At 73.2% G+C, this 23,675-nt stretch carries 22 protein-coding genes, 1 tRNA gene and 1 pseudogene; 10 read left to right on the forward strand and 14 right to left on the reverse strand.

Annotated features, from left to right (window positions below; genetic code table 11):
• Positions 1–151 precede the first annotated feature (151 nt).
• From ehuA to ehuB, 4 genes are read right to left on the reverse strand one after another with little or no spacing between them, the layout of a single operon-like run.
• On the reverse strand, positions 152–892 hold the full coding sequence (ehuA, locus tag ACZ42X_RS18010; RefSeq protein ID WP_468290551.1) for an ectoine/hydroxyectoine ABC transporter ATP-binding protein EhuA: 741 nt from the start codon (positions 890–892) through the stop codon (positions 152–154).
• A complete protein-coding gene (gene ehuD, locus ACZ42X_RS18015) occupies positions 882–1,532 on the reverse strand; it encodes an ectoine/hydroxyectoine ABC transporter permease subunit EhuD (RefSeq protein WP_468290554.1) in 651 nt (216 codons plus the stop codon). The genes ehuA and ehuD overlap by 11 nt, the downstream gene beginning before the upstream one ends.
• Positions 1,529–2,188, reverse strand: coding sequence for an ectoine/hydroxyectoine ABC transporter permease subunit EhuC (ehuC, locus tag ACZ42X_RS18020; protein WP_468290557.1), 660 nt, complete (start codon positions 2,186–2,188; stop codon positions 1,529–1,531). Before ehuC ends, ehuD begins: the two co-directional genes overlap by 4 nt.
• Positions 2,185–3,075 carry an ectoine/hydroxyectoine ABC transporter substrate-binding protein EhuB gene (gene ehuB, locus ACZ42X_RS18025; RefSeq protein WP_468290560.1) on the reverse strand — a complete coding sequence of 297 codons (891 nt, stop codon included), beginning with the start codon at positions 3,073–3,075 and terminating at the stop codon, positions 2,185–2,187. The genes ehuC and ehuB overlap by 4 nt, the downstream gene beginning before the upstream one ends.
• A gap of 82 nt (positions 3,076–3,157) precedes the next feature.
• Between ehuB and ACZ42X_RS18030 the strand changes: the two genes are divergently transcribed.
• From ACZ42X_RS18030 to ACZ42X_RS18040, 3 genes are all read left to right on the forward strand, one after another.
• A complete protein-coding gene (locus tag ACZ42X_RS18030; RefSeq protein ID WP_468290563.1) occupies positions 3,158–3,895 on the forward strand; it encodes a maleate cis-trans isomerase family protein in 738 nt (245 codons plus the stop codon).
• 158 nt (positions 3,896–4,053) lie between these two features.
• The gene (locus tag ACZ42X_RS18035) at positions 4,054–5,106 is read left to right on the forward strand and encodes an LLM class flavin-dependent oxidoreductase (protein WP_468291203.1); all 1,053 of its coding nucleotides are present in this window, start codon (positions 4,054–4,056) and stop codon (positions 5,104–5,106) included.
• 227 nt (positions 5,107–5,333) lie between these two features.
• On the forward strand, positions 5,334–7,040 hold the full coding sequence (locus ACZ42X_RS18040; protein ID WP_468290566.1) for a glycosyl hydrolase family 18 protein: 1,707 nt from the start codon (positions 5,334–5,336) through the stop codon (positions 7,038–7,040).
• Positions 7,041–7,126: 86 nt separating this feature from the next.
• Here the strand turns inward: ACZ42X_RS18040 and ACZ42X_RS18045 are convergent, their stop codons facing one another.
• On the reverse strand, positions 7,127–8,857 hold the full coding sequence (locus ACZ42X_RS18045) for a putative bifunctional diguanylate cyclase/phosphodiesterase (RefSeq protein WP_468291206.1): 1,731 nt from the start codon (positions 8,855–8,857) through the stop codon (positions 7,127–7,129).
• A 507-nt stretch (positions 8,858–9,364) separates the two neighbouring features.
• On the opposite strand from ACZ42X_RS18045, the gene ACZ42X_RS18050 reads away from it, so the two are divergent.
• Entirely contained in the window at positions 9,365–10,606 is a 1,242-nt protein-coding gene (locus ACZ42X_RS18050) for a M6 family metalloprotease domain-containing protein (protein ID WP_468290568.1), read from the forward strand.
• A 68-nt stretch (positions 10,607–10,674) separates the two neighbouring features.
• Here ACZ42X_RS18050 and ACZ42X_RS18055 read toward each other — a convergent pair.
• The 7 genes and pseudogenes from ACZ42X_RS18055 to ACZ42X_RS18085 form a co-directional block, all read right to left on the reverse strand.
• Positions 10,675–10,748: transfer RNA gene (locus ACZ42X_RS18055), tRNA-Lys, on the reverse strand.
• Positions 10,739–11,265, reverse strand: a pseudogene (locus tag ACZ42X_RS18060) (bifunctional DNA primase/polymerase). Before ACZ42X_RS18060 ends, ACZ42X_RS18055 begins: the two are co-directional and overlap by 10 nt.
• 252 nt (positions 11,266–11,517) lie before the next feature.
• Positions 11,518–11,862 carry a hypothetical protein gene (locus tag ACZ42X_RS18065; RefSeq protein ID WP_468290571.1) on the reverse strand — a complete coding sequence of 115 codons (345 nt, stop codon included), beginning with the start codon at positions 11,860–11,862 and terminating at the stop codon, positions 11,518–11,520.
• 88 nt (positions 11,863–11,950) lie between these two features.
• Positions 11,951–13,291, reverse strand: coding sequence for an AAA family ATPase (locus ACZ42X_RS18070; RefSeq protein ID WP_468290574.1), 1,341 nt, complete (start codon positions 13,289–13,291; stop codon positions 11,951–11,953).
• Positions 13,288–14,883 carry a hypothetical protein gene (locus tag ACZ42X_RS18075; protein ID WP_468290577.1) on the reverse strand — a complete coding sequence of 532 codons (1,596 nt, stop codon included), beginning with the start codon at positions 14,881–14,883 and terminating at the stop codon, positions 13,288–13,290. The genes ACZ42X_RS18070 and ACZ42X_RS18075 overlap by 4 nt, the downstream gene beginning before the upstream one ends.
• Positions 14,884–14,926: 43 nt before the next feature.
• On the reverse strand, positions 14,927–16,078 hold the full coding sequence (locus ACZ42X_RS18080) for a hypothetical protein (RefSeq protein ID WP_468290579.1): 1,152 nt from the start codon (positions 16,076–16,078) through the stop codon (positions 14,927–14,929).
• Positions 16,011–16,910 (reverse strand): phosphatase PAP2 family protein, encoded by a 900-nt coding sequence (locus tag ACZ42X_RS18085; protein WP_468290582.1) that lies wholly within the window; start codon positions 16,908–16,910, stop codon positions 16,011–16,013. The genes ACZ42X_RS18080 and ACZ42X_RS18085 overlap by 68 nt, the downstream gene beginning before the upstream one ends.
• 134 nt (positions 16,911–17,044) lie before the next feature.
• Between ACZ42X_RS18085 and ACZ42X_RS18090 the strand changes: the two genes are divergently transcribed.
• On the forward strand, positions 17,045–17,641 hold the full coding sequence (locus ACZ42X_RS18090) for a histidine phosphatase family protein (protein ID WP_468290585.1): 597 nt from the start codon (positions 17,045–17,047) through the stop codon (positions 17,639–17,641).
• Between the two features lie 30 nt (positions 17,642–17,671).
• On the opposite strand, the gene ACZ42X_RS18095 is transcribed toward ACZ42X_RS18090, so the two are convergent.
• Complete coding sequence (locus tag ACZ42X_RS18095) at positions 17,672–19,027, reverse strand: tetratricopeptide repeat protein (protein WP_468290588.1); 1,356 nt, start codon at positions 19,025–19,027, stop codon at positions 17,672–17,674.
• A gap of 248 nt (positions 19,028–19,275) precedes the next feature.
• Between ACZ42X_RS18095 and ACZ42X_RS18100 the strand changes: the two genes are divergently transcribed.
• The 3 genes from ACZ42X_RS18100 to ACZ42X_RS18110 all read left to right on the forward strand — a co-directional run bounded on the left by ACZ42X_RS18100 (position 19,276) and on the right by ACZ42X_RS18110 (position 20,910).
• Positions 19,276–19,749 (forward strand): hypothetical protein, encoded by a 474-nt coding sequence (locus tag ACZ42X_RS18100; RefSeq protein WP_468290590.1) that lies wholly within the window; start codon positions 19,276–19,278, stop codon positions 19,747–19,749.
• 47 nt (positions 19,750–19,796) lie between these two features.
• Entirely contained in the window at positions 19,797–20,672 is an 876-nt protein-coding gene (locus ACZ42X_RS18105; protein WP_468290593.1) for a spermidine synthase, read from the forward strand.
• A gap of 97 nt (positions 20,673–20,769) precedes the next feature.
• A complete protein-coding gene (locus ACZ42X_RS18110; RefSeq protein ID WP_468290596.1) occupies positions 20,770–20,910 on the forward strand; it encodes a hypothetical protein in 141 nt (46 codons plus the stop codon).
• A gap of 3 nt (positions 20,911–20,913) precedes the next feature.
• On the opposite strand, the gene ACZ42X_RS18115 is transcribed toward ACZ42X_RS18110, so the two are convergent.
• Positions 20,914–21,498, reverse strand: coding sequence for a hypothetical protein (locus ACZ42X_RS18115; RefSeq protein WP_468290599.1), 585 nt, complete (start codon positions 21,496–21,498; stop codon positions 20,914–20,916).
• 80 nt (positions 21,499–21,578) lie between these two features.
• On the opposite strand from ACZ42X_RS18115, the gene ACZ42X_RS18120 reads away from it, so the two are divergent.
• Complete coding sequence (locus tag ACZ42X_RS18120) at positions 21,579–22,268, forward strand: response regulator transcription factor (RefSeq protein ID WP_361422995.1); 690 nt, start codon at positions 21,579–21,581, stop codon at positions 22,266–22,268.
• Positions 22,265–23,662 (forward strand): sensor histidine kinase, encoded by a 1,398-nt coding sequence (locus ACZ42X_RS18125; protein WP_468290602.1) that lies wholly within the window; start codon positions 22,265–22,267, stop codon positions 23,660–23,662. The genes ACZ42X_RS18120 and ACZ42X_RS18125 overlap by 4 nt, the downstream gene beginning before the upstream one ends.
• Positions 23,663–23,675: the final 13 nt, after the last annotated feature.

Genomic DNA, 23,675 nt, shown 5'->3' on the forward strand with positions numbered 1-23,675 from the left:
GGTTGTGACCGCATGCTTCTGTACCACGATAGCCGCCAAGGGCCGTTTCAGGAGGCCCCGTTGGCAAGAAAGTGTCCCGTCCCGGGGTCATATGCAGGAACGGGACACTTTGGCATATGCCAATGGCCTACTTTCGGCACTGGCGGGGAGGTCAGAGCACCGCGCCGAGGAAGTCGCGGGTGCGTTCGTGCTCCGGCTCGGAGAAGATCCGCTCCGGCGCACCCGACTCGATGACCTTCCCCGCGTCGAACATGAGCACCTCGTCCGAGATGTCACGGGCGAAGTTCATCTCGTGGGTGACACAGAGCATGGTGATGTCCGTGGACCGCGCGATGTCCCTGAGCAGGTCCAGCACCCCGGCCACCAGCTCCGGGTCGAGGGCCGAGGTCACCTCGTCCAGCAGCAGCACCTTCGGCCGCATCGCCAGCGCCCGCGCGATCGCCACCCGCTGCTGCTGGCCGCCCGAGAGCTGAGCCGGTCTCGCGTCGCACTTGTCGGCGAGCCCCACCATCTCCAGCAGCTCCCGGCCGCGCTCCACGGCCTCGTCCTTCTCCAGGCCCAGCACCCGCACCGGGGCCTCGGTGATGTTGCGCAGCACCGACATGTTCGGGAAGAGGTTGAAGTGCTGGAAGACCATCCCGATCTGCTTGCGCGTCACGCGCCGCTGCTTCTCGTCGGCCGGGAAGAGCCGGCCGCCGTTGACGCGGATGGTGCCCGCATCGGGCTTCTCCAGCGTCATCAGCATCCGCAGGATCGTGGTCTTGCCCGAGCCGGACGGGCCGATGAGCGTGACGTGCCGGCCCGCCTCGACCGAGAAGCACAGGTCGTCGAGGACGGTGTTCCCGCCGTAGCGCTTGGTGACGTTCTCGAAAGTGATCAGGTCAGTGGACAAGGCGGCGCTCCAGGGCTCGTACGAGAAGGGATGCCGGATAGGCGATGAGGATGAAGGCGACACCGACGACCGTCAGCGGCTCGGTGTACTGGAAGGTCGCCGCGCTCTCCAGCCGGGACTGCTGGAGCAGCTCCAGCACACTGATTCCGGCCAGCAGCGGCGTGTCCTTCAGCATCGCGATGACGTAGTTGCCCAGCGCCGGCGCGACGCGGCGCAGCGCCTGCGGCAGGATCACCGCGGTCCAGGTCCGGTGGGCCGGCAGGCTCAGCGCGGTGGCGGCCTCCCACTGCCCGGCCGGTACGGCGTCGATCCCGGCCCGGTACACCTGTGCCGTGTACGTCGAGTAGTGCAGCCCGATGGCGAGCGTGCCGGTGGTCAGGGCGGAGAACTGCACCCCCCACTCCGGCAGGACGAAGAAGAGGAAGAAGAGCTGCACCAGCAGCGGCGTGTTGCGGATGAACTCCGTCACCGCGTGCACCGGCCACCGCACCAGCCGGCTCCGGGCGCGGAATCCGGCCGCCCAGACGAGGCCGAGGGTGAAGGAGATGAGCGAGCCGAGCACGAGGATCTGCAGCGTGACCAGCAGCCCGTCCCAGAAGCGCGGCATGAAGTCCGCCACCGCGGACCAGTCCCAGGTCACTTGGCCACCACCCCCAGATTGGCCTTGGTCTTCCGTTCGAGTGCCTTCATGGAGCGGGTGATGACGAACGCGATCACGAAGTAGATCACCAGGATGAGGGAGTAGATCTGCGCGCTCTCCTGGGTCGCGAGGCGCACCAGGTACGCGGCGAAGGAGACGTCCCCGACACCGAGCAGCGACACCAGCGCCGTGCCCTTGAGCAGCTCGACCAGCAGGTTGCAGAAGGACGGGATCATCTCGGGCACGGCCTGCGGCAGCAGGATCAGCCGCAGCCGCTGCCAGGGCGTGAAGCCGAGCGCCACGCCCGCCTCGCGCTGGGCCTTCGGTACGGAGGCCAGGGCGCCGCGCACGATCTCGGCGCCGTACGCCCCGTACGACAGGCCGAGCGCGAGTACCGCCGCCCACATCGGCACCAGCTGCCAGCCCAGCAGCGGCGGCACCACGAAGAACAGCCAGAACATCAGCACCAGCGCCGACGTGCCCCGGAAGATCTCCGTGTACGCGCCCGCCAGGAAGCGGACGAACAGCGAGCGGTGGGTGCGGGCCGTGCCGACGGTGAAGGCGACCAGCGCGCCGAGCGCGGCGCTGTACACGAGCAGCTGGAGGGTGGTCCAGATGCCGGGCAGCACCCAGTTCTGCCAGAGTCCGGCGGTCATCGGCACAGCTCCTCGGCGGTGAGCGTGGTCATCTCGGCCTGGGTGAAACCGAAGCGCCGCATGATGCGGAAGAGCTCGCCGCTCTTCTTCATCTTGTGGATCTCGGTGTTGAAGGCGTCCCGGAGGTCGTGGTCGGTGGGGCGGAAGGCGAAGCCGCCGCCGTCCACCTTCTTCTCGCCGTCGACGACCGCCGAGAAGGGCGCCGTCGCCTCGGCCCGCCGGCTCTTCTCCACGACCAGGCGCGCGGTGAGGGCGGTGGCGGCGAAGACGTCGACGCGGCCGGATTCGACGGCGTTCAGCCCGGCCACCTGGTCCTGGAGAATGACGACGTCCTTCTCGGGGTACCCGGCGGCCACGGCGTAGTCGAGCTGCGCGTACCCGGTGGCGGTGGCGAACCTGGCCTTGGCGCGGACCGCGTCCTCGTACGAGCGCACGTTGAGGGGGTTGCCCTTGCGGACGACGAAGGAGTCGAGCATCTGGTACTCGGGGTCCGAGAAGACGACCTGCTGGCAGCGTTCCTTGTTGATGTACATCCCGGCCGAGACGACGTCGAACTGCCGGGAGTTCAGGCCCGGTATGAGGGAGGCGAAATCGGTGGCCACGGGCTGGACGCGGTCGATGCCGAGCCGCTTGAAGACCACCTTCGCCAGCTCGGGCGCCTCGCCGGTGAACTCTCCCTGCTCGTCGACGTACCCGTAGGGGACCTCGCCGGCGATGCCGAGCCGGACGGTGCCCTGCGATCTGAGCCGGTCCAGGGCGTTGCCGGAGGTGACGCGGCTGCAGCCGGTGGCGGCGGTGGCGCCCAGGGCGGCCGCGGCCGAGCCGAGCAGCAGGGTGCGCCGGGGTATCGAAGGGGTCGTTCTGAGTCGACGATCTGTTCGGGCCATGGGCGCGCGGCTACCCGAGACCGCGCGGGGTATGCGTACGTGAACGCCGACGCACAGGAGCGCGTGACATGGAGGGCATGACATGACGACGGTCGGACTGCTCTACCCGGGGCACGCCGCCGAGGAGGACTTCCCCCGGATGGAGTCGCTCCTCAACGGCCTCAACCTGCCCATCGTCCGCACCGACATCGGCGAGGACGCACACCGCGTGGACGTCCTCCAGGAGATGGGCGCCCGCGAGCGCCTCGCGGCCGGGGTCGAGGAGCTGCGGCTCTCCGGCGCCGAGTCGGTGGTCTGGGCGTGTACGAGCGGGTCGTTCGTGTACGGCTGGGAGGGCGCCCACGAGCAGATCCGGGCCCTCGCGGCGGCGGCCGGGCTGCCGGCGTCCAGCACGGCCTTCGCGTTCGCGCACGCGGCGGGGGCGCTGGGGGCGCGACGGGTCGCGGTGGCGGCCACGTATCCGCCGGACGTCACGGAGCTCTTCGTACGGTTCCTCCGGGACGCCGGGCTCGACGTGGTCGCGGCCCGGTCGAGCTCCGTCGTCACGGCGGCCGAGCTCGCCCGGTGGGGCCGGGAGCAGGTGCTCCAGCTCGCGGCGACCGGCGACCATCCGGAGGCCGAGGCGGTGCTCCTGCCCGATACGGCGCTGCACACGGTGGCGTACCTGACGGAGCTGGAGGCGACCGTCGGCAAGCCGGTGCTCACCGGGAACCAGGTGACCGTGTGGGAGGGACTGCGGCTCGCGGAGCGGCGCGGGGCCTGGTCGGAGGAGCTGGGGCGGCTCTTCGCGCGGCAGGGCGCGGAAGCGCTCACGGAATGAGCCCACGGGGAGGGCGCGCGGAATAACCGGAGAGTGCCTCATGTTGCGGATGGGTGCACTACGCACGCATCGACGCAGGAGGGTCCTTCGTGAACGACGACGCCGTACGAGGCGATGAGGCCGTACAAGGCGATGGCGCCGTACGGGGCGAGGACGCCATCCGCGGCACGGCGCTCGGGAGCGCGCCCGTACCGCTGTCCGTCCTCGACCTGGTCACCGTAGGCAGCGGGCGCACCGCCACCGAGGCCGTCGCCACCAGCGTGGCCCTCGCCCGGCTGGCCGAGCGGCGCGGTTACCACCGCCACTGGGTCGCCGAGCACCACTCCATGCCCGGGGTCGCCTCCTCCTCGCCGGCCGTGATCCTCGCCCACCTCGCGGCCCACACCGAGCGCATCCGCCTCGGCTCGGGCGGCGTCATGCTGCCCAACCACGCGCCGCTCGTCATCGCCGAGCAGTTCGGCACCCTGGAAGCCATGGCCCCGGGCCGCGTCGACCTGGGCCTGGGGCGGGCCCCCGGCACCGACGGGGCCACGGCGGCGGCCCTGCGCCGCACCGAGAGGCTGAACGAAGGCGCCGACGACTTCCCGCAGCAGCTCGCGGAGCTGGTGCGCTTCCTCGACGACGACTTCCCCGACGGCCATCCGTACGCCAGGATCCACGCCGTACCGGGGCCGGTGCAGGGCCCGTCGGGCCGCCCGCCCGTGTGGCTGCTCGGGTCGTCCGGCTTCAGCGCCCGGCTCGCGGGGGCGCTGGGGCTGCCGTTCGCGTTCGCCCACCACTTCTCGGCGCGCAACACGATCCCGGCGCTCGACCTGTACCGCGACTCCTTCCGCCCCTCGGCCGTGCTGGACGCGCCGTACACGCTCATCGGCGTCTCCGCGCTCGCCTCAGAGGGCGAGCGGGAGGCGCGGCGCCAGGTGCTCACGGGCGCGCTGTCGATGGTCCGCCTGCGCACCGGCCGGCCGGGCCTGATCCCGACGCCGGAGGAGGCGGAGTCGTACGCCTTCAGCCCGGCGGAGCGCGAGTTCGTCGACGGCTGGCTGGCCAACGTCGTCCACGGCACGCCGGACGCGGTACGGACGGGGCTGGACGACCTCCAGAAGCGCACGGGCGCGGACGAGCTGATGATCACGGCGAACGCGCACGGGAGCGAGGCGCGGCTGCACAGCTACGAGCTGATCGCGGACGCGTACGGGCTGCCGGACGCCTGAGACGCGGAGCCGGGTGGTTCCTGCTCGGGAACGGGTGCACAAGATCCATAAGGGAGCCTTAAACCGCTCGTCACCACCGGTGGGGGGCGGTGCGTGCGCGCGCCTGACGAGGGCTTTCGCCGCCGAATTGGTCTAGTCCTCGTTTGGTTCGGACCATTGACGCGCTGTTCACGAGGCGGCTATCACTGCTCCAACTCCCGTACCGCCACCCCCCTCGGAGGCCGCACGTGCAGCACCGCAAACCCCTCGTCGCCGCGCTTGCCAGCGTGGCGCTGACCGCCGGCGCGCTGGCCGCCCTCGCCGGTCCCGGCACCGCCGCCGCTGCCGCCCCGGCGGCCGCCGCGCCCTCCTCCGGCGGGGTGAAGATCGCGTACTACGACCAGTGGAGCGTCTACGGCAACGCCTTCTACCCCAAGCACCTGGACACCCGGGGCATCGCGGGCAAGCTGGACATCATCAACTACTCCTTCGGCAACATCCACCCCACCGAGCTCACCTGCTTCCAGGCCAACAAGGCGGCGGGCGATGACGCCAACCCCAACGCCGGTGACGGCGCGGGCGACTCGTACGCCGACTACCAGCGGTCCTTCTCGGCCGCCGACAGCGTCGACGGGGTCGCCGACAAGTGGGACCAGCCGATCGTGGGCGTCTTCAACCAGTTCAAGGAGCTGAAGGCGAAGTACCCGAAGCTGAAGATCAACATCTCGCTGGGCGGCTGGACCTACTCCAAGTACTTCCACGACGCCGCGAAGACGGACGCGAGCCGCAAGAAGCTCGTGGCCTCCTGCATCAAGCAGTACATCGCCGGCGACCTGCCGGTCGAGGGCGGTTACGGCGGCCCCGGCACGGCTGCCGGGATCTTCGACGGCATCGACATCGACTGGGAGTACCCCGGTTCGCCCGACGGCCACCTCGGCAACCACTACGGCCCCGAGGACAAGCAGAACTTCACGCTGCTCCTCGCCGAGTTCCGTAAGCAGCTGGACGCGTACGGCGCCGCCCACGGCGGCAAGAAGTACCTGCTGACCGCAGCCCTGCCGGCCGGGCAGGACAAGATCAAGCACATCGAGACCGACAAGATCGGCGCGTACCTCGACTACGCGAACATCATGACGTACGACATGCACGGCGCCTGGGACGGCGACGGGCCGACGTACCATCAGTCGCCGCTGTACTCCGGCTCCGACGACCCGACCGACCCGATCAAGCCCGGCACCGAGAAGTACTCGATCGACAACGCCATCGACGCCTGGATCGACGGCAAGCCGGCGTACGGCATCGCGGGCGGCTTCCCCGCGAACAAGCTGACGCTGGGATACGAGTTCTACTACCGCGGCTGGAAGGGCGTCCCGGCCGGGGCGAAGAACGGCCTCGCGCAGCCCGCGACCGGCGCCTCGGCCGCCCGGCCGGTGAGCCAGCAGGCCGGCATCGCGCACTACAAGGAGCTCGGCGGCATCGTCGACAACGCGGCGACCACGTTCTGGGACGACCAGGCGAAGGCCGCGTACTTCTACAAGGACGGCGAGTTCTTCACCGGACTGGACAAGCGGTCCATCCAGGCCCGCGCGGACTACGCCCACAACCGGGGCCTGGCGGGCGCGATGATGTACTCGCTGCTCGGGCTGGACGAGCGGACCACGCTGCTGAACGACATCGTGGCCGCGGTCGGTTCGTCGCCGTCGACCCCGGACCCGACCCCCACCCCGACCCCGACCCCCACCCCCACCCCCACGCCGACTCCCACGCCGACCCCGACCCCGACGCCGACGCCGGGTAGGTGCACGGCCGCGGCCTGGACCGCGACGGCGGAGTACACCGGTGGCGCACAGGTCTCCCACAAGGGGCGGACCTGGAAGGCCAAGTGGTGGACGAAGGGCGAGGAGCCCGGCACCACCGGCGAGTGGGGCGTCTGGCAGGACCAGGGCGCCTGCTGACCCGCCACCACACGGCCTGACGGCCTGAGACCCACCCCCCACGACCACCGCCCCTGCCCGGCGAGCACCCCCGGGCAGGGGCGGTTTCACGCCCCGGCGCCGATCAGCTCGGGGATGCGGTCGGGGGCCACCGCCCGCGAGTAGAGCCAGCCCTGGCCGGTGTCGCAGCCGATGCGGCGCAGGCGCGCCGCCTGGCCGGAGGTCTCGACGCACTCGGCGGTGACGGTGAGGCCGAGGCGGTGCGCGAGCTGGACCAGGGCCTCGACGATGACCTCGTCGGCCGGGTTGGGGTGCTCCTCGTCCTGGAAGCCGCGGACGAACGAGCCGTCCAGCTTGAGGACGGAGACCGGGAGGCGGCTGAGGTAGGCGAGGTTGGAGTAGCCGGTGCCGAAGTCGTCGATGGCGATCTGGACGCCCATGTCACTGAGCGCCTGGAGCGCCTGGAGCGGCCGGCCCGCCGAGCCCATGACGGCCGACTCGGTGAGCTCCAGCTGGAGGAGGTGGGGCGCGAGCCCGGTCTCGGCCAGGATCTCGGCGACGTCCGCGACCAGGTCGGAGTCCCACACCTGGCGTACGGCGACGTTGACGCTGACGAACAGCGGCTTCTCGCGCGGGTGCTCCTTCTGCCACTGCCGGGCCTGGCGGCACGCGGTGCGCAGCACCCACCGCCCGAGCTGGACGATCGAGCCGTCCTCTTCGGCGATCCCGATGAACCGATTCGGCGCCAGCGAGCCGAACTGCGGGTGGTTCCAGCGCACCAGCGCCTCGACGCCGCGTACCGTCCCGTCGGACATGCCGACGAGCGGCTGGTATTCGAGGGCGAACTCGCCGCGTTCGACGGCCGGGCGGAGGGTGGAGGAGAGCGACTGCCGCGTCATGCGGTGGGCGTTGCGCTCGGGGTCGAACAGCGTCCAGCGGGCCTTGCCGTCGGCCTTGGCCCAGTACAGCGTGGTGTCGGCGGCCTGCATCAGGCCCGTCACGGTGGTGCCGGCGGCGGCGCGTTCGACGACCCCGATCGACGCCGAGACCGACAGCCGCTGCCCGGCCAGGTCGAACGGCCGCTGCACGGCGGCGAGTACGGAGCGGGCCAGGTCGGCGACCTGTTCCGTACCGGTCGAGTCCTCGACGAGGATCGCGAACTCGTCGCCGCCGAGCCGGGCGACGAGGTGGCCGCCGCTGCGGGTGTAGCCGTCGCTGTCCGCGCACTCGGTGAGCCGGGCGGCCACGGCCGCCAGCAGCCGGTCGCCGACGCGGTGCCCGAGGGTGTCGTTGACGGCCTTGAAGCCGTCCAGGTCCAGGTAGACGAGGCCGATCCGCCCTGATCCGCCATCGCCGTAGGAGTCGTACGCGCCGTGCGCGTCGTGCGCGCCGTAGGAGTCGTACGTGTCGTACGTGTCGTACGCGTCGTACGCGGAGTTCTCCAGCGCGGAGGCGAGCCGTTCGAAGAAGAGGGTGCGGTTGGGCAGCCGGGTCACCGGGTCGTGCATCTGGAGGTGGCGCAGCCGCGCCTGGAGTTCGCGCCGGTCGCTGATGTCGGCGATGGACAGCAGTACGCGCCGGCTGTGCGGTACGGGCGCGACGGTGACCTCGGCCCACAGGGAGCGCCCGTCCGGGTGTTTGAGGCGGCGGGTGCAGCGGAAGCGGGAACGGCGGCCGCGCAGCACCTCGCGGTAGGCGTGCCAGGTGCGGCTGTCGGAGGCGAGGTCGACGAGGTCGGAGGCCGGCTGCTCGCTCAGCGAGTCGGGGTCGGTGCCGAGGAGGGCGGCGAGGGCGTCGTTGGCGGCGACGACGAGTCCCTCGGGGTCGACGACGGCCATGGCGAGGTGGGCGGCGTTGAACGCGGCGCGGTAGTCGCGCAGTTCGGTGTCGGGCACGGGGCCCGGACCGCCGGATTCGTGACTCTGCGTGTTCGGAAGGTCGGCGGTGTCGGTCGGTGAGACTGCCGCAGCTCCCGGTGCTTGGGGCGTTCCGCTGGAGGTTCCGCTCACCGCTCGCTCCCGCAGGGCAGTTGTGACGCACAGATGTGGTCGGAATGGTCAGCCATCGAAAGTGTGCCGATCATAGAGGCTGTCGCGGCGGCCGTTCCAGCGCCGCCACTGGGTGAGAGGCGCCCGGAAGGTGTGAGCCGCCCCACCCGCACGCCCCCGGTCGATCGTTTCTGCACGGGTCTGGCGCGGGTGTGGCGTGCACCGATCCCACCCTGACCGGTTGTGACTTTGCGTGAAATCGGCCCGCTCACCCAAGTGGGGCAGCGGAACAGGACGTATCGCACCAAATCGCCTCAGGGTGGTGAGACGTCCCGTATCCCGCACCCGGAGGTCGACGTGGAGAGTCAGCAGACACCCGAGGGAGTGGACCGCGCACGCCTGCGGTCCACCGCCGCGGGCATCTTCTCTCTCCTGGCGCTCGCCGCGACGGGCCTCGTGGCCGGCCCCGCCTCCGCCGCGCCCGAGGCGGGCCCGTGCGCCCTGCCCCGTACCGGCGCGCACCACTCGCTGGGCCTGGACACCTGGAACGCCGCCTACCCGCGGCCGGTACGCGACCTGGACGCGGTCATGCTCTTCCTGTCCTTCCCGGACGCGCCGCCGCTGACCCACCCCGACGAGATCGCCGCCGACCACTTCCCCGCGACCAGCCGCTTCTTCCAGCGCGCGTCGTACGGCCGGTTCACGCTCCGCCCGCACCTGCTGCGCGAGTGGCTGCCGATGCCGCGGCCCTCCACCGCGTACGCCATACGGCGTGACTGGGAGCCGCAGCGGCGCGCGGCCTACCTGCGCGACGCGCTCGCCGTGGCCGACCCGTACGTCGACTTCTCGCGGTACGACATCGTCTACCTGGTCGCCGACCCGGACGCGCCGGGCGTCGACTCGGACGCCACGAAGGTCGTCAACCTCGACGTCCCGCTGCGCGCCGACGGCACCGACATCCGGCGTGTCGTCACGGTCTTCGAGCGCCACCCGCCGGACCGCAACGTGCTGGCCCACGAGACCGGTCACGTCTTCGACCTGCCGGACCTCTACCGGCGGCCGATGGACGGCAAGGGCGACTGGGACACCCATGTGGGGGACTGGGACGTCATGGGCAGCCAGTTCGCGATGGCGCCGGAGCTCTTCGGCTGGCACAAGTGGAAGCTGGGCTGGCTCGGCGGGCACCAGGTCCGCTGCGTTCCGGCGGGGGAGCCGACCCTCCTCACGCTGGAGCCGCTGGCCGCGGCGCCCGAGTGGGGTGTGTCGGTGGGCACCCGGCTGGCGGTCGTCAGGACCGGCGAGCACAGTGTGCTGGCGATCGAGGCGCGCGCCGCGACCGGCAACGACGTGGGCACCTGCACCGAGGGGGTGCTGATCTACCGCGTCCGGGGCGAGGCGGCGTCCGGCGCCGGACCGGTCGAGGTGGTCGACACCCACCCGCGCACCGGCGCCTGCTGGGGCCGCTCGGTGTACGCGCCGCTCGCGGACGCGCCGCTGGGCGTGGGGGAGACCTTCACGGTGCCGGGGGAGGGCACGCGGGTGGAGGTGGCGGACCGCACCGCCACGGGCGCGTGGACGGTCGAGATCACGCCCCGTTGACCGCGACGGCGAACGACCGCGGGCGAACGAAGAAGCCCCCCGCTTCCGCGAGGGGCTTCTTCCGTCTGTGCGCCGCCAGGGACTCGAACCCCGGACCCGCTGATTAAGAGTCAGCTGCTCTAACCAACTGAGCTAGCGGCGCCTGCTGACGTCGTAGACCTTAGCACCCTGTTCGGCGCGAGGAGAAATCGATAACGGCGCACCGCCCACAGCAGCACCTCCGGCCCCGGCAGCCACGGCCGCCGGGAGTCCGGCGCCACCACCCAGCGCGGCCCCTCGGTCGCACCCAGCGGCGCGGGCGGCGGCACGGTCACGGCGTCCCCCACGCCGTGGCAGATCAGCGGCGGTATGTCGTCGCCGCCCCACTGTTCCCAGCGCAGCAGCGACGGTAACCGCTGGGCCGTGCCCGGCGCGGTGAACAGCAGCATCCGCCCCCGGTGCACGGCGACCGGCCCCGATCCAGGGCCCTCCTCCCACAGCCGGTCCAGGACGCGGCGCCCGGCGACCGCCGGGCCGCTCACGACGTCGAAGACCCGCCCGCAGGGCAGGACGGCGGGGGCGGCGGGGTGCGCAGCCCAGAGGTCGAGGACGGACTGCGGGTGCGGGGCGGCGGAGGCGAGCCAGTCGGCGCCGTCCGAGGTGGCGTGGGATACGTTCATGGCCACCACACTTACGCCCTGTGACAGTCCCCTCTCCGAGGGTTGGGGAAAACCCGGACAAGCGGGTCCCTCCGGGAGTAAGGTTCGCCCGACCGGCATATGCCGTCGGCCAGCGCCCGATCCTCGCGGTGGTGCCGGAGGCCCTCCGTGGCGCCGTCGTCCCTCCGTGATAGGGCAGCCCTCCGCGGTGGAGCCGTCCCTCCGCGGTGGAGCCGTCCCTCCGTGGTGGAGCCGTCCCCCGTGGCGCCGCCGTCAGTCCCGCTCGCTGTCCCGCAGCAGGTCACGCCCGAACTCGACCATCCGCTTCGCGTAGTCCTCGGTCCACTCCGCGCGCTCCGCGATGTCGGCGGCCGTCAGCCGGTCGAACCGGCGCGGGTCCGCGAGCTGCGCGGCCGCGATCGCCTGGAACTCCACCGCCCGGTCGGTCGCGGCGCGGAACGCCAGCGCGAGCTCGGTGGAGCGCGCGAGGAGCTCGCGCGGGTCGTCCATCGACTCCAGGTCGAAGAAGTGCTCCGGGTCGGCGGCGGCCTCCGCAGGCTCGAAGAGCAGGGGCGCGGGTTTCAGCCGCCGCTGCTCGCTCCGCTCGGTCTCCGCCATGTCGCCATCTCCTCCTGGTCCCGGCCCCCGCCCTCCGGTCGGCCACCGTCCATTGTCCCGCGCCGCGCAACCCCGCCCCAGGGCCGTCCTACGGCGCCCACCTCACCCGGTGCTCCGACAGGTGCGACAGCACCGCGTGGTTCGCCTCCCAGCCGTCCGGGAACTTGACCGTCACGCCCAGCTGCACCGGCTCCGTCGACGGGTGCTCGTCCAGCAGCTCCGCGACGCCCGCCCGGCACACCACGATGCACGCGTGCCGGTGCCGCGACGCCAGCACGCACAGGCGGCCCGTCTCCAGGTGGAACGCCGTCGCGTCCGGGCGCCCCGACAGGGGGTGGAGCACGACCGTCACGTCGTACTCCCGCCCCTGGAGCCGGTTCGCCGTGTCCACCGTCACCCCGAACACCCCCAGCTCCGCCAGCGCCGCCCGCACCGCCGCCGCCTGGTCGCGGTGCGCCGTGCCGACGGCGATCCGGTCGGGGCCCAGCGGCACCGGCTCGGCCGCCCGCTCCGAGACCGCCGCCCCGCCCCGGTCCAGCAGCCGGCGCACCACCAGTGCCACGGCCCGTACGGCCTCCGGGTCCGTACGCGGCGTGTGCCGGGCCGGCAGCTCCAGCAGGCCCCACCCGGACTCGGCCGCCTCGTCCAGCACCCGGTCGGGCCCCGACCCGTCCGACGCGACACCGAAGGCCAGCCGCCGCTCACCCGGCCCGGTCCCGCTGCGGAACGGCGTGTACGGGTAGAACGCCTGCGACACCAGCGGCGCCGCCGACGCCGGCAGCCGCCACGACACCGGCAGCCGGTGCTGCGGCAGCTCGGGGTTGTGCGCGAGCAGCGTCGACACCGCGCTCGCGGACGGGTCGTACGACAGCCCCGCCCACTGCTCGGCGCCCACCACCGAAAACGGGTCCAGCTGCCCGGGGTCCCCGACGAACAGCGCCCGCTCGAAGAGGCCGGCCACCGTCAGCAGGGCGTCGGACCGCATCTGGTACGCCTCGTCGACGATGGCGTGGCCCCACGGCTCGACGCCCTTCACGTGCGCCCACTTCGCGGCCGTCGAGATCACCACGTCGAGCCCGGCCAGGTCCGCCGCCTTCGCCGACTTCCGTACGTTGTCGAGCGTGTCCAGCGCCTTGTCGTACGGGTCGGAGTCGTTCGAGTGCAGCCGCCCCACCGGCAGGTCCGGCTCCTTCTCGGCGAGCCGCAGCACCAGGTCGTCGACCTGGGCGTTGGTCTGCGCGACCACCATCAGCGGGCGCCCGGCCGCCGCCAGCTCCAGCGCCGCCCGCACGACGAGCGTCGACTTCCCGGCGCCCGGCGGCGAGTCCACGACGACGCCCCGGGCGTCCCCGTGCAGCGTGTCGTCGAGGATCTCCCGGGTCGCGCGGGCGGCCTCCGCGGCGGGATCGAAGGGCACGACGGCGGTCACAGCAGGTCCTCCGGCGTCACGGCGTCGGGCGTTTCCCCCGCGTCGGAACGCGGGGGACCGCCATGGGTCCACGGCGTCTCCTCCGGGTCCGGCAGCTTCGGCCCGACCCGCTGGTCGTGCTCGAACAGCGTCCACACCAGACGGTCCCCCTTCTCCGGTACGGACCCCTCCGCCGGCTCCTTGCCCCGCCCCATGCGGTCCAGCACCCGCAGCACCAGCGCCCCGGCCTCCCCGTCCTCGAACCGCACGAACTCGGCCGTCTGCGGCTTGCCGTCCAGCGACCGGTACACCTTCACCTTCTCGCCCAGGTGCGGCCGGTCGTCCGTGCGCACCGTCAGCAGCGGGCGCGGCGCAGGGCGCTTCGACTCCGTCCACGTCATGGTCACGTCCAGCACCTCGGCCACGAACGCCTCACCGGCCAGCCGCCGCCCCGCCATCACCAGCGGATCGTCCAGCGCCTCCTGCGCCTCCAGCTGCGCCTGGGCGCTCTCGCGCGCGGCGAGCTTCTGCGCGGCCGTGACCGCGTCGTCGCGGCGCGGCTGCGGCGGCTCACCGGCCCGGATCCGGTCCCGGTGGCCGGTGAACGACCAGCGGTCCCGGGTCCAGCGGTCCGCGACCCGGGCGCCCGGCGGCAGCTCGCGCGCCAGGTCGACCGCCCGCCACACCGCCTCCCACGTGGGCCGCAGCTGGGTGACGATCAGCCGCCGGACCTCCCGCTCGGCGCGGTGCAGCTCGCCGAGCCGCTCGTCGGCCGCCTCGCCGTCCTCCGCCGCCGCGAGCGCCTGCCGCGCCCGGTCGTACCGCTCGATCGCGGGCGCCAGCAGCCGGTTGTCGAACGCCGGGTCGGTCGCGGGACCGGCCGGCGGGCACAGCAGCTGCCCGTCCCGGTCGCGCCCCAGCTCCGCCCGCAGCGCCGCCTCCGCGCCCGCATCACCCTCAGGAGTGTCGATCCAGGCGAGCAGCGCCCCCAGGTGCTGGTCCTCCAGCGAGGACTGGCCCGTCGCCCAGTGCCGGTTCAGCAGGTCCGTCGCCGCCAGCAGCAGCGACGAGCCCGGCACCCGCGCCCGCTCGCCGTAGTGCGTCAGCCACCGTCCCAGCAGCGGCACGCGCGGCGGCGCCGGGAACGGCGTCTCCGGATCCTGCTCGGCCGTGCGCCTAAACCGCATGGACCGCCCCAGCAGCCGTACGTACTCGACGCCCGCCCGGCTCGGCACGATCAGCTGCGGCGCGTCCGCGCACAGCTCCACCTCGACCTTGACCTTCTTGCCGGTCTCGGGGTCCGTCTCGTTGCGCTCGGCCGGCTCGACGTCGTCGGCGTACGCGTCGAGGTACGGGATCACGGCCTCCGCGAGCTCCGCGAGGAAGGCGAACCGCAGGTCCCGGTCGCGCGGCTGCGGCACGACCAGCAGCCGCGGCTCCTCCGGATCGGTCCCGACCAGCGCCCCGAGCGGAGCACCGGCCTCACCGGCGGTCGTCAGCGGTACGAGGACGAGCGGCCGCTCCGAGAGATGGCGGTGCCGCACGGTGGCGAGCGGCTGCGCCCGCCCGGACTCGACGGCCTCCAGTCGCGCGAGGGTGGAGATCAACGACACGCGCCCACCCCCTCCGCGAGGCCCGGGCTCAGCAGGGACACGCTCAGCAGGCACATTCGACGTACTCCTTCGGCATCCGCGCGGGCGCCTGCGCGACCGCCTCCGCCCGCAGCGCCGCCGCCCGCCGCAGCGCCGCCACCGCCGGGTCGTCCGGGTCGCCGGCCTCCCCGCGCGCCGCCGCCAGCACCGCGCCGACCGTCGTCAGCCCGCCCAGCTCGCCCCGCACCGAACGGCCCAGCGCCTCCACCGCACCCGCCTCCCTGGCGCGGTCGCGGCAGTGGAACGCCAGCTCGCAGGCCGCCAGGCACTCCGGCGCGTACGCGTGCGGCACCGCGTCCACCGCCGCCGCCAGCTGCTCCGCCGAGCACGCCTCCACATCGAAGGTCACGCCCTCCGGGAGGGCGGCCGCGATGTCCTCCACGCGCGTCAGCCGGGCCAGCTGCCGCCGCGTCACGGACAACTGCTTGCGTACGTCGACGAGCGAGCCCGTCGGCTGGTTGGAGAAGTCCTTCGGGCAGACCAGCAGCACCGAGTGCGTCACCTCCGCGCCGTCCGTCAGCGCCGCGACCCGCTCCAGCGCCAGCACGTACACGGCGGCCTGGCGGGCGGCCGCGCCCACCTTGGCCGCGTCCGCCGAGCCGTCGATCATCGGGAAGGACTTGATCTCGACGACCGTCCACCGCCCGTCGGGCCGTACGACGACGGCGTCCGGCTCCAGGTACGCGGGGGAGCCGGCGACCTCCAGCGCGAGCATCGGATGGTCGAGCAGCGACCACACCCCGGCCTCCGTCGCCTCACGCAGCGTCAGGGCCGTGCGCGCCGCGCGCCCCTCGGGCCCGGCCGCCGTGAGGTCCGGCACCCGCACGTCGCCCCGGCTCTCCACGCCGAGCAGCCGCAGCAGCTCCAGGCCGCCGTCGGCCTTGACCTTGGCCTCGAAGGCGTTGCCGCGCATGAAGGCGAACTGCGACTGCCCGAAGCCCGACGGCGAGCCGAGGGCGGACGCCAGCGCGGCCTTGTCGACCCCCGCTCCGTCGAGCAGCGCGCGGCGCCGGCAGCCCGGATTGGCCGCCAGCGCGGCCAGCGCGCGGGCGTCCAGCGGATGCGGAGCGGCGGCGGGGCCGCGCAGCTCAGCGAGCCGGTGCCGGAGTGTCGTCTGCGGACGCCGATCGGGCCCGCTGCCCAGGAATTCGCTCACCCGCGGAAGTCTCGCATCCGCCACTGACAATCGGTGAGGTTCCCGGAACGGAACCCCCGCCGGAACCCCCGCCGAAACGTTCCCGTACCCGGTCCCGTACGCGGTCGACCCCGCGCGCCACCGGCCCCGCCAGCACCAGCCCGACGCCCATCACCGCGCATCCCGCGACCGCGTCGAGGAAGTAGTGGTTGGCCGTCCCCATCACGACCACCACGGTCAGCAGGGGGTACGCCACCCCCAGCGCCTTCAGCAGCGGTGTACGCCCGTACCGCCACAGCATCACCCCGCACCACAGCGCCCACCCCACGTGCAGACTGGGCATCGCCGCGTACTGGTTGGTCATGCCGCCGAGCCCGCGCGGGGCGCTCGCCTCGCCGCCCCACCAGCCGTAGGCGCTGTACTGCGCCATGGTGTCGACGAAGCCGTGCCCGGCGGCCAGCAGCCGGGGCGGGCAGGTCGGCAGAAGGGTGAAGCCGACGAGCCCGAGCAGTGTGGAGACCATCAGCCAGGTGCGTGCCGCCCGGTAGTGGAGGGGCCGGCGCCGGAAGAGCCAGACCAGGAGGGCGGGGGTCACCAGGTAGTGCAGGGTGGCGTACGCGAAATCGGCGGGTATGCCGAGCGCGGGCGTCGCGGTGAAGAGACGGTTCAGCGGATGTTCGGCGTTGAGGTGCAGCGCCTGTTCCAGCCGGAGTATCGCGAGCCCGTGGTCCACGGCGTCGGCCACATCCCCGCGCGCGAGCAGCCGCCCGCCGGAGTACGCGGCGTACACCACCACGATCAGCAGCAGCTCGGTCCACCACCGGGGACGACGACTCGCGATGGTGTGCGGCATCCGAATGGTTCCCCCTCCATGGCTCCCTCCTGTCATGGACGTGGAGATCGCGGCCGGGGTTGCTCCGGCGTGGGCCCCCGTTCCCGTACGGGATGATGGAGGGGCACCTTCTGTGAACCTCAGGGAGAGCCCTCATGGCACCGCGCATCCTGCTCGCCCGGCACGGCCAGACCGAGTGGTCGCTGCTCGGCAAGCACACCGGCAGGACCGACATACCCCTCCTCGAGGAGGGCCGCCGGGGCGCGAAGCTGCTGGGCGAACGGCTGCACCGCGGCCCGTGGGGCGGCCTGGAGGGCGTCGAGATCCGTACGAGCCCGCTGGCACGCGCGCGGGAGACCTGCGAACTGGCCGGCTTCGGCGACCGCGCCGAGCGCTGGGACGCGCTGATGGAGTGGGACTACGGCGCCTACGAGGGCATGACCCCCGCCGAGATCAAGGCCCTCCGTCCGGACTGGTTCATCTGGCGCGACGGCGTCCCGGAGGGTGAGTCCCTCGCCCAGCTCTCGGCCCGCGCGGACGAGGTCGTGGAGTGGGCCCGCTCGGCCGACCGCGACGTGCTGGTCTTCGCCCACGGCCACATCCTGCGTTCCATCGGCGCCCGCTGGCTCGGCGAGGACGTCTCCTTCGCGGCCCGCATCCGCCTCGACCCGACGAGCATCTCGGCCCTGGGCTGGGCGTACGGCGCCCCGGCGATCGAGCGCTGGAACGACACGGGCCACCTGGAGGCCTGACGCCGGCTCCGGCTCCCGTGCGGCGGGGCGTCAGACCCGGTCCAAGGCCGCCCGCCGGTCCAGGAAGGCCGCCACCGCCGGCGTCGAGCGCTGCGGGGAGAGGATCCGGACGGTGTCGACGAGCATCGCGCGGATGCGGGACGACTGGACCTCGCCCAGCAGGTCCAGCACTCGCTCGCCCGCCGCGGCCGACTCCTCCAGGGCACCGGAGCGTGCGAGGTCCGTGGCGAGCTGGGCGCGGTAGAGCGCGAGGTTCCGGGTGAAGTGCGGGTTCTGGAGGGCCGTCGCACGGCGGGCGTGGCGGACCGCGCGGGGCCAGTCGCCGAGCGCCGACCAGCACTGGGCCTCCAGCGCCTCCAGCTCGGGCTCGCCGAAGAAGGACATCCACTCCGGGTCCGCGTCGCACGGGCCCCGCCCGAAGAGCGCGTGCGCCCGGCCCAGGGCCTGTTCGCACGCCGCGCGGTCGCCGAGGCCCGCCCAGGCGCACGCCTCGCGCAGCGTCAGCAGGGCGAGCAGGCGCGCGGAGGACAGCTGCCGGGCCGCGTGCTGGCCCGCCTGGGCGGCGCGGACCGCCTCGCGGAAGCGGCCCTCGTCCCGGGCGAGGAACGAGGTGTTGGAGAAGGCGTGCGCCTCCAGTGCCTGGTCGCCCGCCACGCGGGCGGTGGCCAGTGCCTCCGCGTAGTGGGAGCGGGCGTCCTCCAGGCGGCCCGAGTCATGGGCGAGCCAGCCCACGGAGAGGGCCAGCTCGCCGGTGCCCGCCTGCATCCGGTCGGCGGTCGACTGGCGGGCCGGTTTCCCCGAGTCGAGGAGCGCGTACGCCATGCGGAGCGGCTCGGCGGCTCTGCGGTACAGCCCGTCCGCGCCGTACCGGTCGTCGAGCAGGCGGATGCGCCGTACCGCCTCCTCGACGGCCTCCACCTCCGTCTCCCCGAACGTGCGGCCCGCGCGCGGCGCGGGGATGGTGCCGAGGCCGGCACCGGCCAGGCCGCCGAGGCCGAGCGAGGCGGCCGCCACCGTGGCGGTACCGCTCGTCATGAATGCGCGACGCAGCACGTCGCTCTCCTCATCGTTCCGGAGGGTGATCTGTGCCGCCGGTGGGGGGCCGGCGGGGGCGCGGGCCGCCCGGCCGCGCACCTGCTCACGTGCCGCGAACCCCAGATCGGCCAGGGTGAGGCCGGGGAACATGTGCAGGAACACCCGCTCGTACGCGTAGTTGGGGCAGCGGATCTCGCCCGACTCCACGCGCCCGATGTAGCGGGCGTCACATGCGACCTGTTCGCCGATCTCCCGGGCGGACCGGCGGACCGCGGCCGCGAACTCGGCCGGGGAGCGCCGGCCGCGCAGCCGGCGGAAGGCGAGATTGGGAACTGCCCGTGACGACGCCATGGCCGAGCCCTCTCCTGCGTGCTGCCGTTGGTCCGGCGGAGGAAGAACGTACCTGCTGTGACGGGGTGCGCACGCTGCGTTTGGCAACAAACGGGATATCTCGCCCACGATCCGCCATGAACTGCCATCCTTTGCGGCGGCGTGCCGCCGTAGCTGTTGACGCGTGTCGGCGTTGAACCCTCCGGAGAGACGGAACGTGTCTCCACACGGGGACTCGAGCGAGGAGGGATCCCTTGTTGGAGGTCGGCATGGCGTCGCAGCAGCAGTCGCACTACCAGTCCCAGTCCCAGCACGCGGAACCGCACACCACCGCCCAGCACCGGCCGACGCAGGACGTGGGCGCCCCGCCTCCGGAGGCGGCCGGCGAACCCTGCGATCTGGTGACCGTGCCGACCCGTCAGGGCCTGGAGGCGGTCGACATCCTCCGCCGCGGCGGCGCCCCCGCCGTCGGCCCCGTCCTGCACGACGACCACCGCGACACCCTCGGCTTCCTGGTACCCCCCGGCACCGCCGCCGACTGGGACATGCCGGGCAGCGCCTGTACGCAGACGGCGGGGCGGGGCCTGCGGATCCCCGACCTGGAACCGGGCGAGCCGCCGGTCGCCGGGGCCGGCTGGCTGCTGCCGCCCACCGGCCCCGACGCGGTCACCGACCCGGCCGTGCTGCGCCGGGCGCTCGGCGAGGCCGCCCGCCTCATCGAGGCCGCCGACAACTGCCAGTAGGCTCCCGCGGCCCTCGGCTCGCACGCCAGTGCGTCGATAATGGGCTGGTGGCGAGGAAAGCAGCACAGCACAAGCAGCGCGGGCGGCAGGCCCCGGCGACCGTCGCCGAGGCCGTGGACGGCGGCCTCGCCGAGCTCGTACCCGACCCCGAGCGCTCCCGCGCCTGGACCCTGCTCATCGACCGCACCCCGCAGTCGCACGTCGACCTCGACGACCCCGCCCACCTGAGCTTCGCCTACCAGCGCCGCCTCGGTCACATCGCCGACCTCGTCGCGCCGCCCGGCCGCCCCCTCACCGTCATCCACCTCGGCGGCGGCGCCTTCACCCTCGCCCGCTACGTCGCCGCCACCCGGCCCCGCTCCACCCAGCAGATCGTCGAGCTCGACGCACCGCTCGTGGCGCTGGTCCGCCGTGAGCTGCCGCTCGACCCGGGAGCCCGGATACGCGTCCGGGGCGCCGACGCCCGCGCCGGGCTCGGCAAGATCCCCGACGGCTGGGCCGACCTCGTCATCGCGGACGTCTTCAGCGGGGCGCGCACGCCCGCGCACCTCACCAGTGCGGAGTTCCTCGCCGAGGTGCGGCGCGTGCTGAAGCCCGGCGGGCACTACGCCGCCAACCTCGCCGACGGGCCGCCGCTGGCCCACCTGCGGGGTCAGATCGCCACCGCCGCCACGCTCTTCCCGGAGCTCGCGCTCGCCGCCGACCCCGCCGTACTGCGCGGGCGTCGCTTCGGCAACGCCGTCCTCCTCGCCTCGGACACCCCGCTGCCGGTCGCCGAGCTGACCCGCCGGGTGGCCACGGACCCGCACCCGGGGCGCGTCGAGCACGGGCGGGCGCTGGCCGACTTCACGGGCGGGGCGTCGGCCGTCACCGACGCCGCCGCCAAGCCGTCGCCCGCACCGCCCGCAGACGCGTTCGAGTAAGAGGACTACATCCGTCCGCATGGTGGGCGGGCTGTTGCCCCGCGCGCGGCCGGAGGTCAGAATCGGGCAATTGTCCCATTCAAGGAGAGAGAACCCCATGGGTACGCATGTCCATGTTCGTATCCGCCAAGGCATGGGCGTCTCCGACGCCGGCGAGCTCATCGAGCACTACCACTGCCGCTGCGGCGAGACGTGGATCAAGTCGTACCGGGTCGACGAGGGGGACCCCGAACGCTAGCCGCTAGCGCTCGTCGATCTCGACGCGTGGCGCGGTGTCGTGCCAGACGCAGAACACCGAGATCTCCCGGCCGTCCTTCGTGAACGTCACCCGGATCCACGTCGGCTGCTTCCACACCTGCATCTGCCAGCCGGAGGCCGGGGTCGCCGAGACCAGCTCGGCGGAGGAGGGCCCCATGTCGAAGGCCACCCGGCCGCCGTCGACCGAGTAACTCTTCACACTGCCGGTGGGCCGGCCGCTCGCCGACGGTTTCGTCTCCGGCGTACGGGACGGCGACGCGGGCGCGGACGGCGCGCGCGACGGCGACTCCGGCCGCTTCGACCCGGGCGTCCCGCCGGCGCGCGGGGGAGCGGACGAGGCCGGCTCCTCCTCCGGATCCGGGCCCGGGCGCCGCGTCGACGACGACTGCGGCTCGGCGCCGCCCGCGGGTGCCGTGGGGCGGTCGGCCGTGATCGGCAGGGCGCGCGGCGGGTCGTACGCCGTCCCGGCCATCACCGTGTGCACACCCCACCACGACAGAGTGACCGCCGCGCCGGTGGCGAGCGACCACGCCATGGCATGTACGAGTCCTCTACGCATCCGGGCCATAGTGCACTACCCGTCCACGGCGTCCGTACCGGTCCCCCTCGTTCCGCCGAACGGAGGAGGGATGGCGTACGGTGCGGGCCATGGCAAGTGTGCTCGTGGTCGAGGACGACCAGTTCGTGCGCTCCGCCCTCATCCGGCACCTGTCCGAGGCCGGCCACACCGTGCGGAGCGTCGGCACGGCCCTGGAGGCGCTGCGCGAAGTGGCCCATCACCGCTTCGACGTGGTCATCCTGGACCTCGGACTGCCCGATCTGGACGGGTCGGAGGCCCTGAAGATGCTGCGCGGCATCACCGACGTACCGGTGATCATCGCGACCGCGCGGGACGACGAGGCCGAGATCGTACGGCTCCTGAACGACGGCGCCGACGACTACCTCACCAAGCCCTTCTCGGTGGAGCACCTCTCCGCGCGGATGGCCGCCGTGCTGCGCCGCTCGCGCGCCGCGGCCGGGGACGTACCGCCGCCGCGCCTGATCCAGGTGGGCGGGCTGTCCATCGACCCGCTGCGGCGGCAGGCCGAACTCGACGGGGTGCCCCTGGACCTGACGCGGCGGGAGTTCGACCTGCTGACTTTCCTGGCCGGTCGGCCGGGCGTGGTCGTCCCGCGCAAGGAACTGCTCGCCGAGGTGTGGCAGCAGTCGTACGGCGACGACCAGACCATCGACGTCCACCTGTCATGGCTCCGCAGAAAGCTGGGCGAGACGGCGGCCCGGCCGCGGTACCTGCACACGCTGCGGGGTGTGGGCGTGAAGCTGGAGCCGCCGCTGTGAGGTGGGCGCTCGTCAAGGTGGCGCTGGCGGTGACGGTGATGGTCGTGGTGGCCTTCGCCGTGCCCCTGGGCCTCGTCATCAAGGAGATGGCACGGGACCGGGCCTTCACCAACGCCGAGCGGCAGGCCGCCGCCATCGGCCCCACCCTCTCCATCACCACCGACCGCGACCAGCTGGAACGCGCCGTCGCCTCCACACAGGCCGGGGCCGCCGGGCGCATGGCCGTCCACATCCCCGGCCCGGGGGACGGCGGCGAGGCCGTGACCATCGGTACGGGGCGGGCCGCCGCGAAGGACCTCGCCACCGTGCAGCGGGTGCCGCGCGCCTCGACGACCGAGGTGTCCGGCGGCTTCGCGCTGCTCCAGCCGACCGCCATCAGCACCGGCCGGATCGCGATCGTCGAGGTGTACGTGCCCGAGGGGGAGGTCACCAACGGCATCGCCACCGCGTGGCTGGTCCTCGCCGGGGTCGGGGCCGCGCTGGTCGTCGGGTCCGTCGCGGTCGCCGACCGGCTCGGTGTGCGCATGGTGCAGCCCGCCCAGCGCCTCGCGCGGGCCGCGCACGAGCTCGGCGAGGGCAAGCTGGGCGCCCGCGTCCCCGAAGACGGGCCCACGGAGCTGAAGTCCGCCGCGGTCGCCTTCAACTCGATGGCCGACCAGGTCGTCCAGCTCCTCGCCAACGAGCGCGAGCTCGCCGCCGACCTCTCCCACCGGTTGCGCACCCCGCTGACGGTGCTGCGGCTCAACGCCGCCTCCCTGGGCGACGGGCCCGCCGCCGACCAGACGCGCGCGGCCGTCGAGCAGCTGGAGCGGGAGGTCGACGTCATCATCCGTACGGCCAGGGAGGCAAAGCCCCAGACGCAGCCCACCGGTCCGGGTGCCGGCTGCGACGCCTCGGAGGTCGTACGGGAGCGGATGGACTTCTGGTCCGCGCTCGCGGAGGACGAGGGGCGCAAGGTGCGGGTGGCGGGTGTCGACCGGCCCGTACGCATCCCGGTGGCCCGCCCCGAACTCGTCGCCGCGCTCGACGCGCTGCTCGGCAACGTCTTCCGCCACACCCCGGAGGGCACCGCCTTCTCGGTGGACCTCCACAACGGCGACGACGCCGTGATCATCCTCGTCTCGGACGCCGGACCCGGCATCGCCGATCCGGAGGCGGCGCTGGCGCGCGGCAACAGCGGCGGCCGGGACGGCTCGACGGGGCTCGGGCTCGACATCGTGCGCCGGGTCGCCGAGTCGACCGGCGGCGACGTGCGGATCGGGCACTCGGTGCTGGGCGGCACGGAAGTCCGGATCTGGATCGGACTGGGCGACGGGCGTGCCGACGCCCCGGCGCGGCGCGGGCACCGCGTCGTACGCCGCCGCCGCACGAGCGCTGGGCGTGCCCCGCGTTAGTCGGCTCCCACCC

This window comes from Streptomyces sp. NPDC030862 (genome assembly GCF_055571835.1).

Coding starts and splice junctions, on each gene's coding strand:
- ACZ42X_RS18120 (WP_361422995.1), top strand. CDS start 21,579: ATGGCAAGTGTGCTCGTGGTCGAGGACGACCAGTTCGTGCGCTCCGCC.
- ACZ42X_RS18030 (WP_468290563.1), top strand. CDS start 3,158: ATGACGACGGTCGGACTGCTCTACCCGGGGCACGCCGCCGAGGAGGAC.
- ehuC (WP_468290557.1), bottom strand. CDS start 2,188: ATGACCGCCGGACTCTGGCAGAACTGGGTGCTGCCCGGCATCTGGACC.
- ACZ42X_RS18110 (WP_468290596.1), top strand. CDS start 20,770: ATGGGTACGCATGTCCATGTTCGTATCCGCCAAGGCATGGGCGTCTCC.
- ACZ42X_RS18065 (WP_468290571.1), bottom strand. CDS start 11,862: ATGGCGGAGACCGAGCGGAGCGAGCAGCGGCGGCTGAAACCCGCGCCC.
- ACZ42X_RS18095 (WP_468290588.1), bottom strand. CDS start 19,027: ATGGCGTCGTCACGGGCAGTTCCCAATCTCGCCTTCCGCCGGCTGCGC.
- ACZ42X_RS18100 (WP_468290590.1), top strand. CDS start 19,276: ATGGCGTCGCAGCAGCAGTCGCACTACCAGTCCCAGTCCCAGCACGCG.
- ACZ42X_RS18085 (WP_468290582.1), bottom strand. CDS start 16,910: ATGCCGCACACCATCGCGAGTCGTCGTCCCCGGTGGTGGACCGAGCTG.
- ACZ42X_RS18045 (WP_468291206.1), bottom strand. CDS start 8,857: ATGGCCGTCGTCGACCCCGAGGGACTCGTCGTCGCCGCCAACGACGCC.
- ACZ42X_RS18090 (WP_468290585.1), top strand. CDS start 17,045: ATGGCACCGCGCATCCTGCTCGCCCGGCACGGCCAGACCGAGTGGTCG.
- ACZ42X_RS18115 (WP_468290599.1), bottom strand. CDS start 21,498: ATGGCCCGGATGCGTAGAGGACTCGTACATGCCATGGCGTGGTCGCTC.
- ehuB (WP_468290560.1), bottom strand. CDS start 3,075: ATGGCCCGAACAGATCGTCGACTCAGAACGACCCCTTCGATACCCCGG.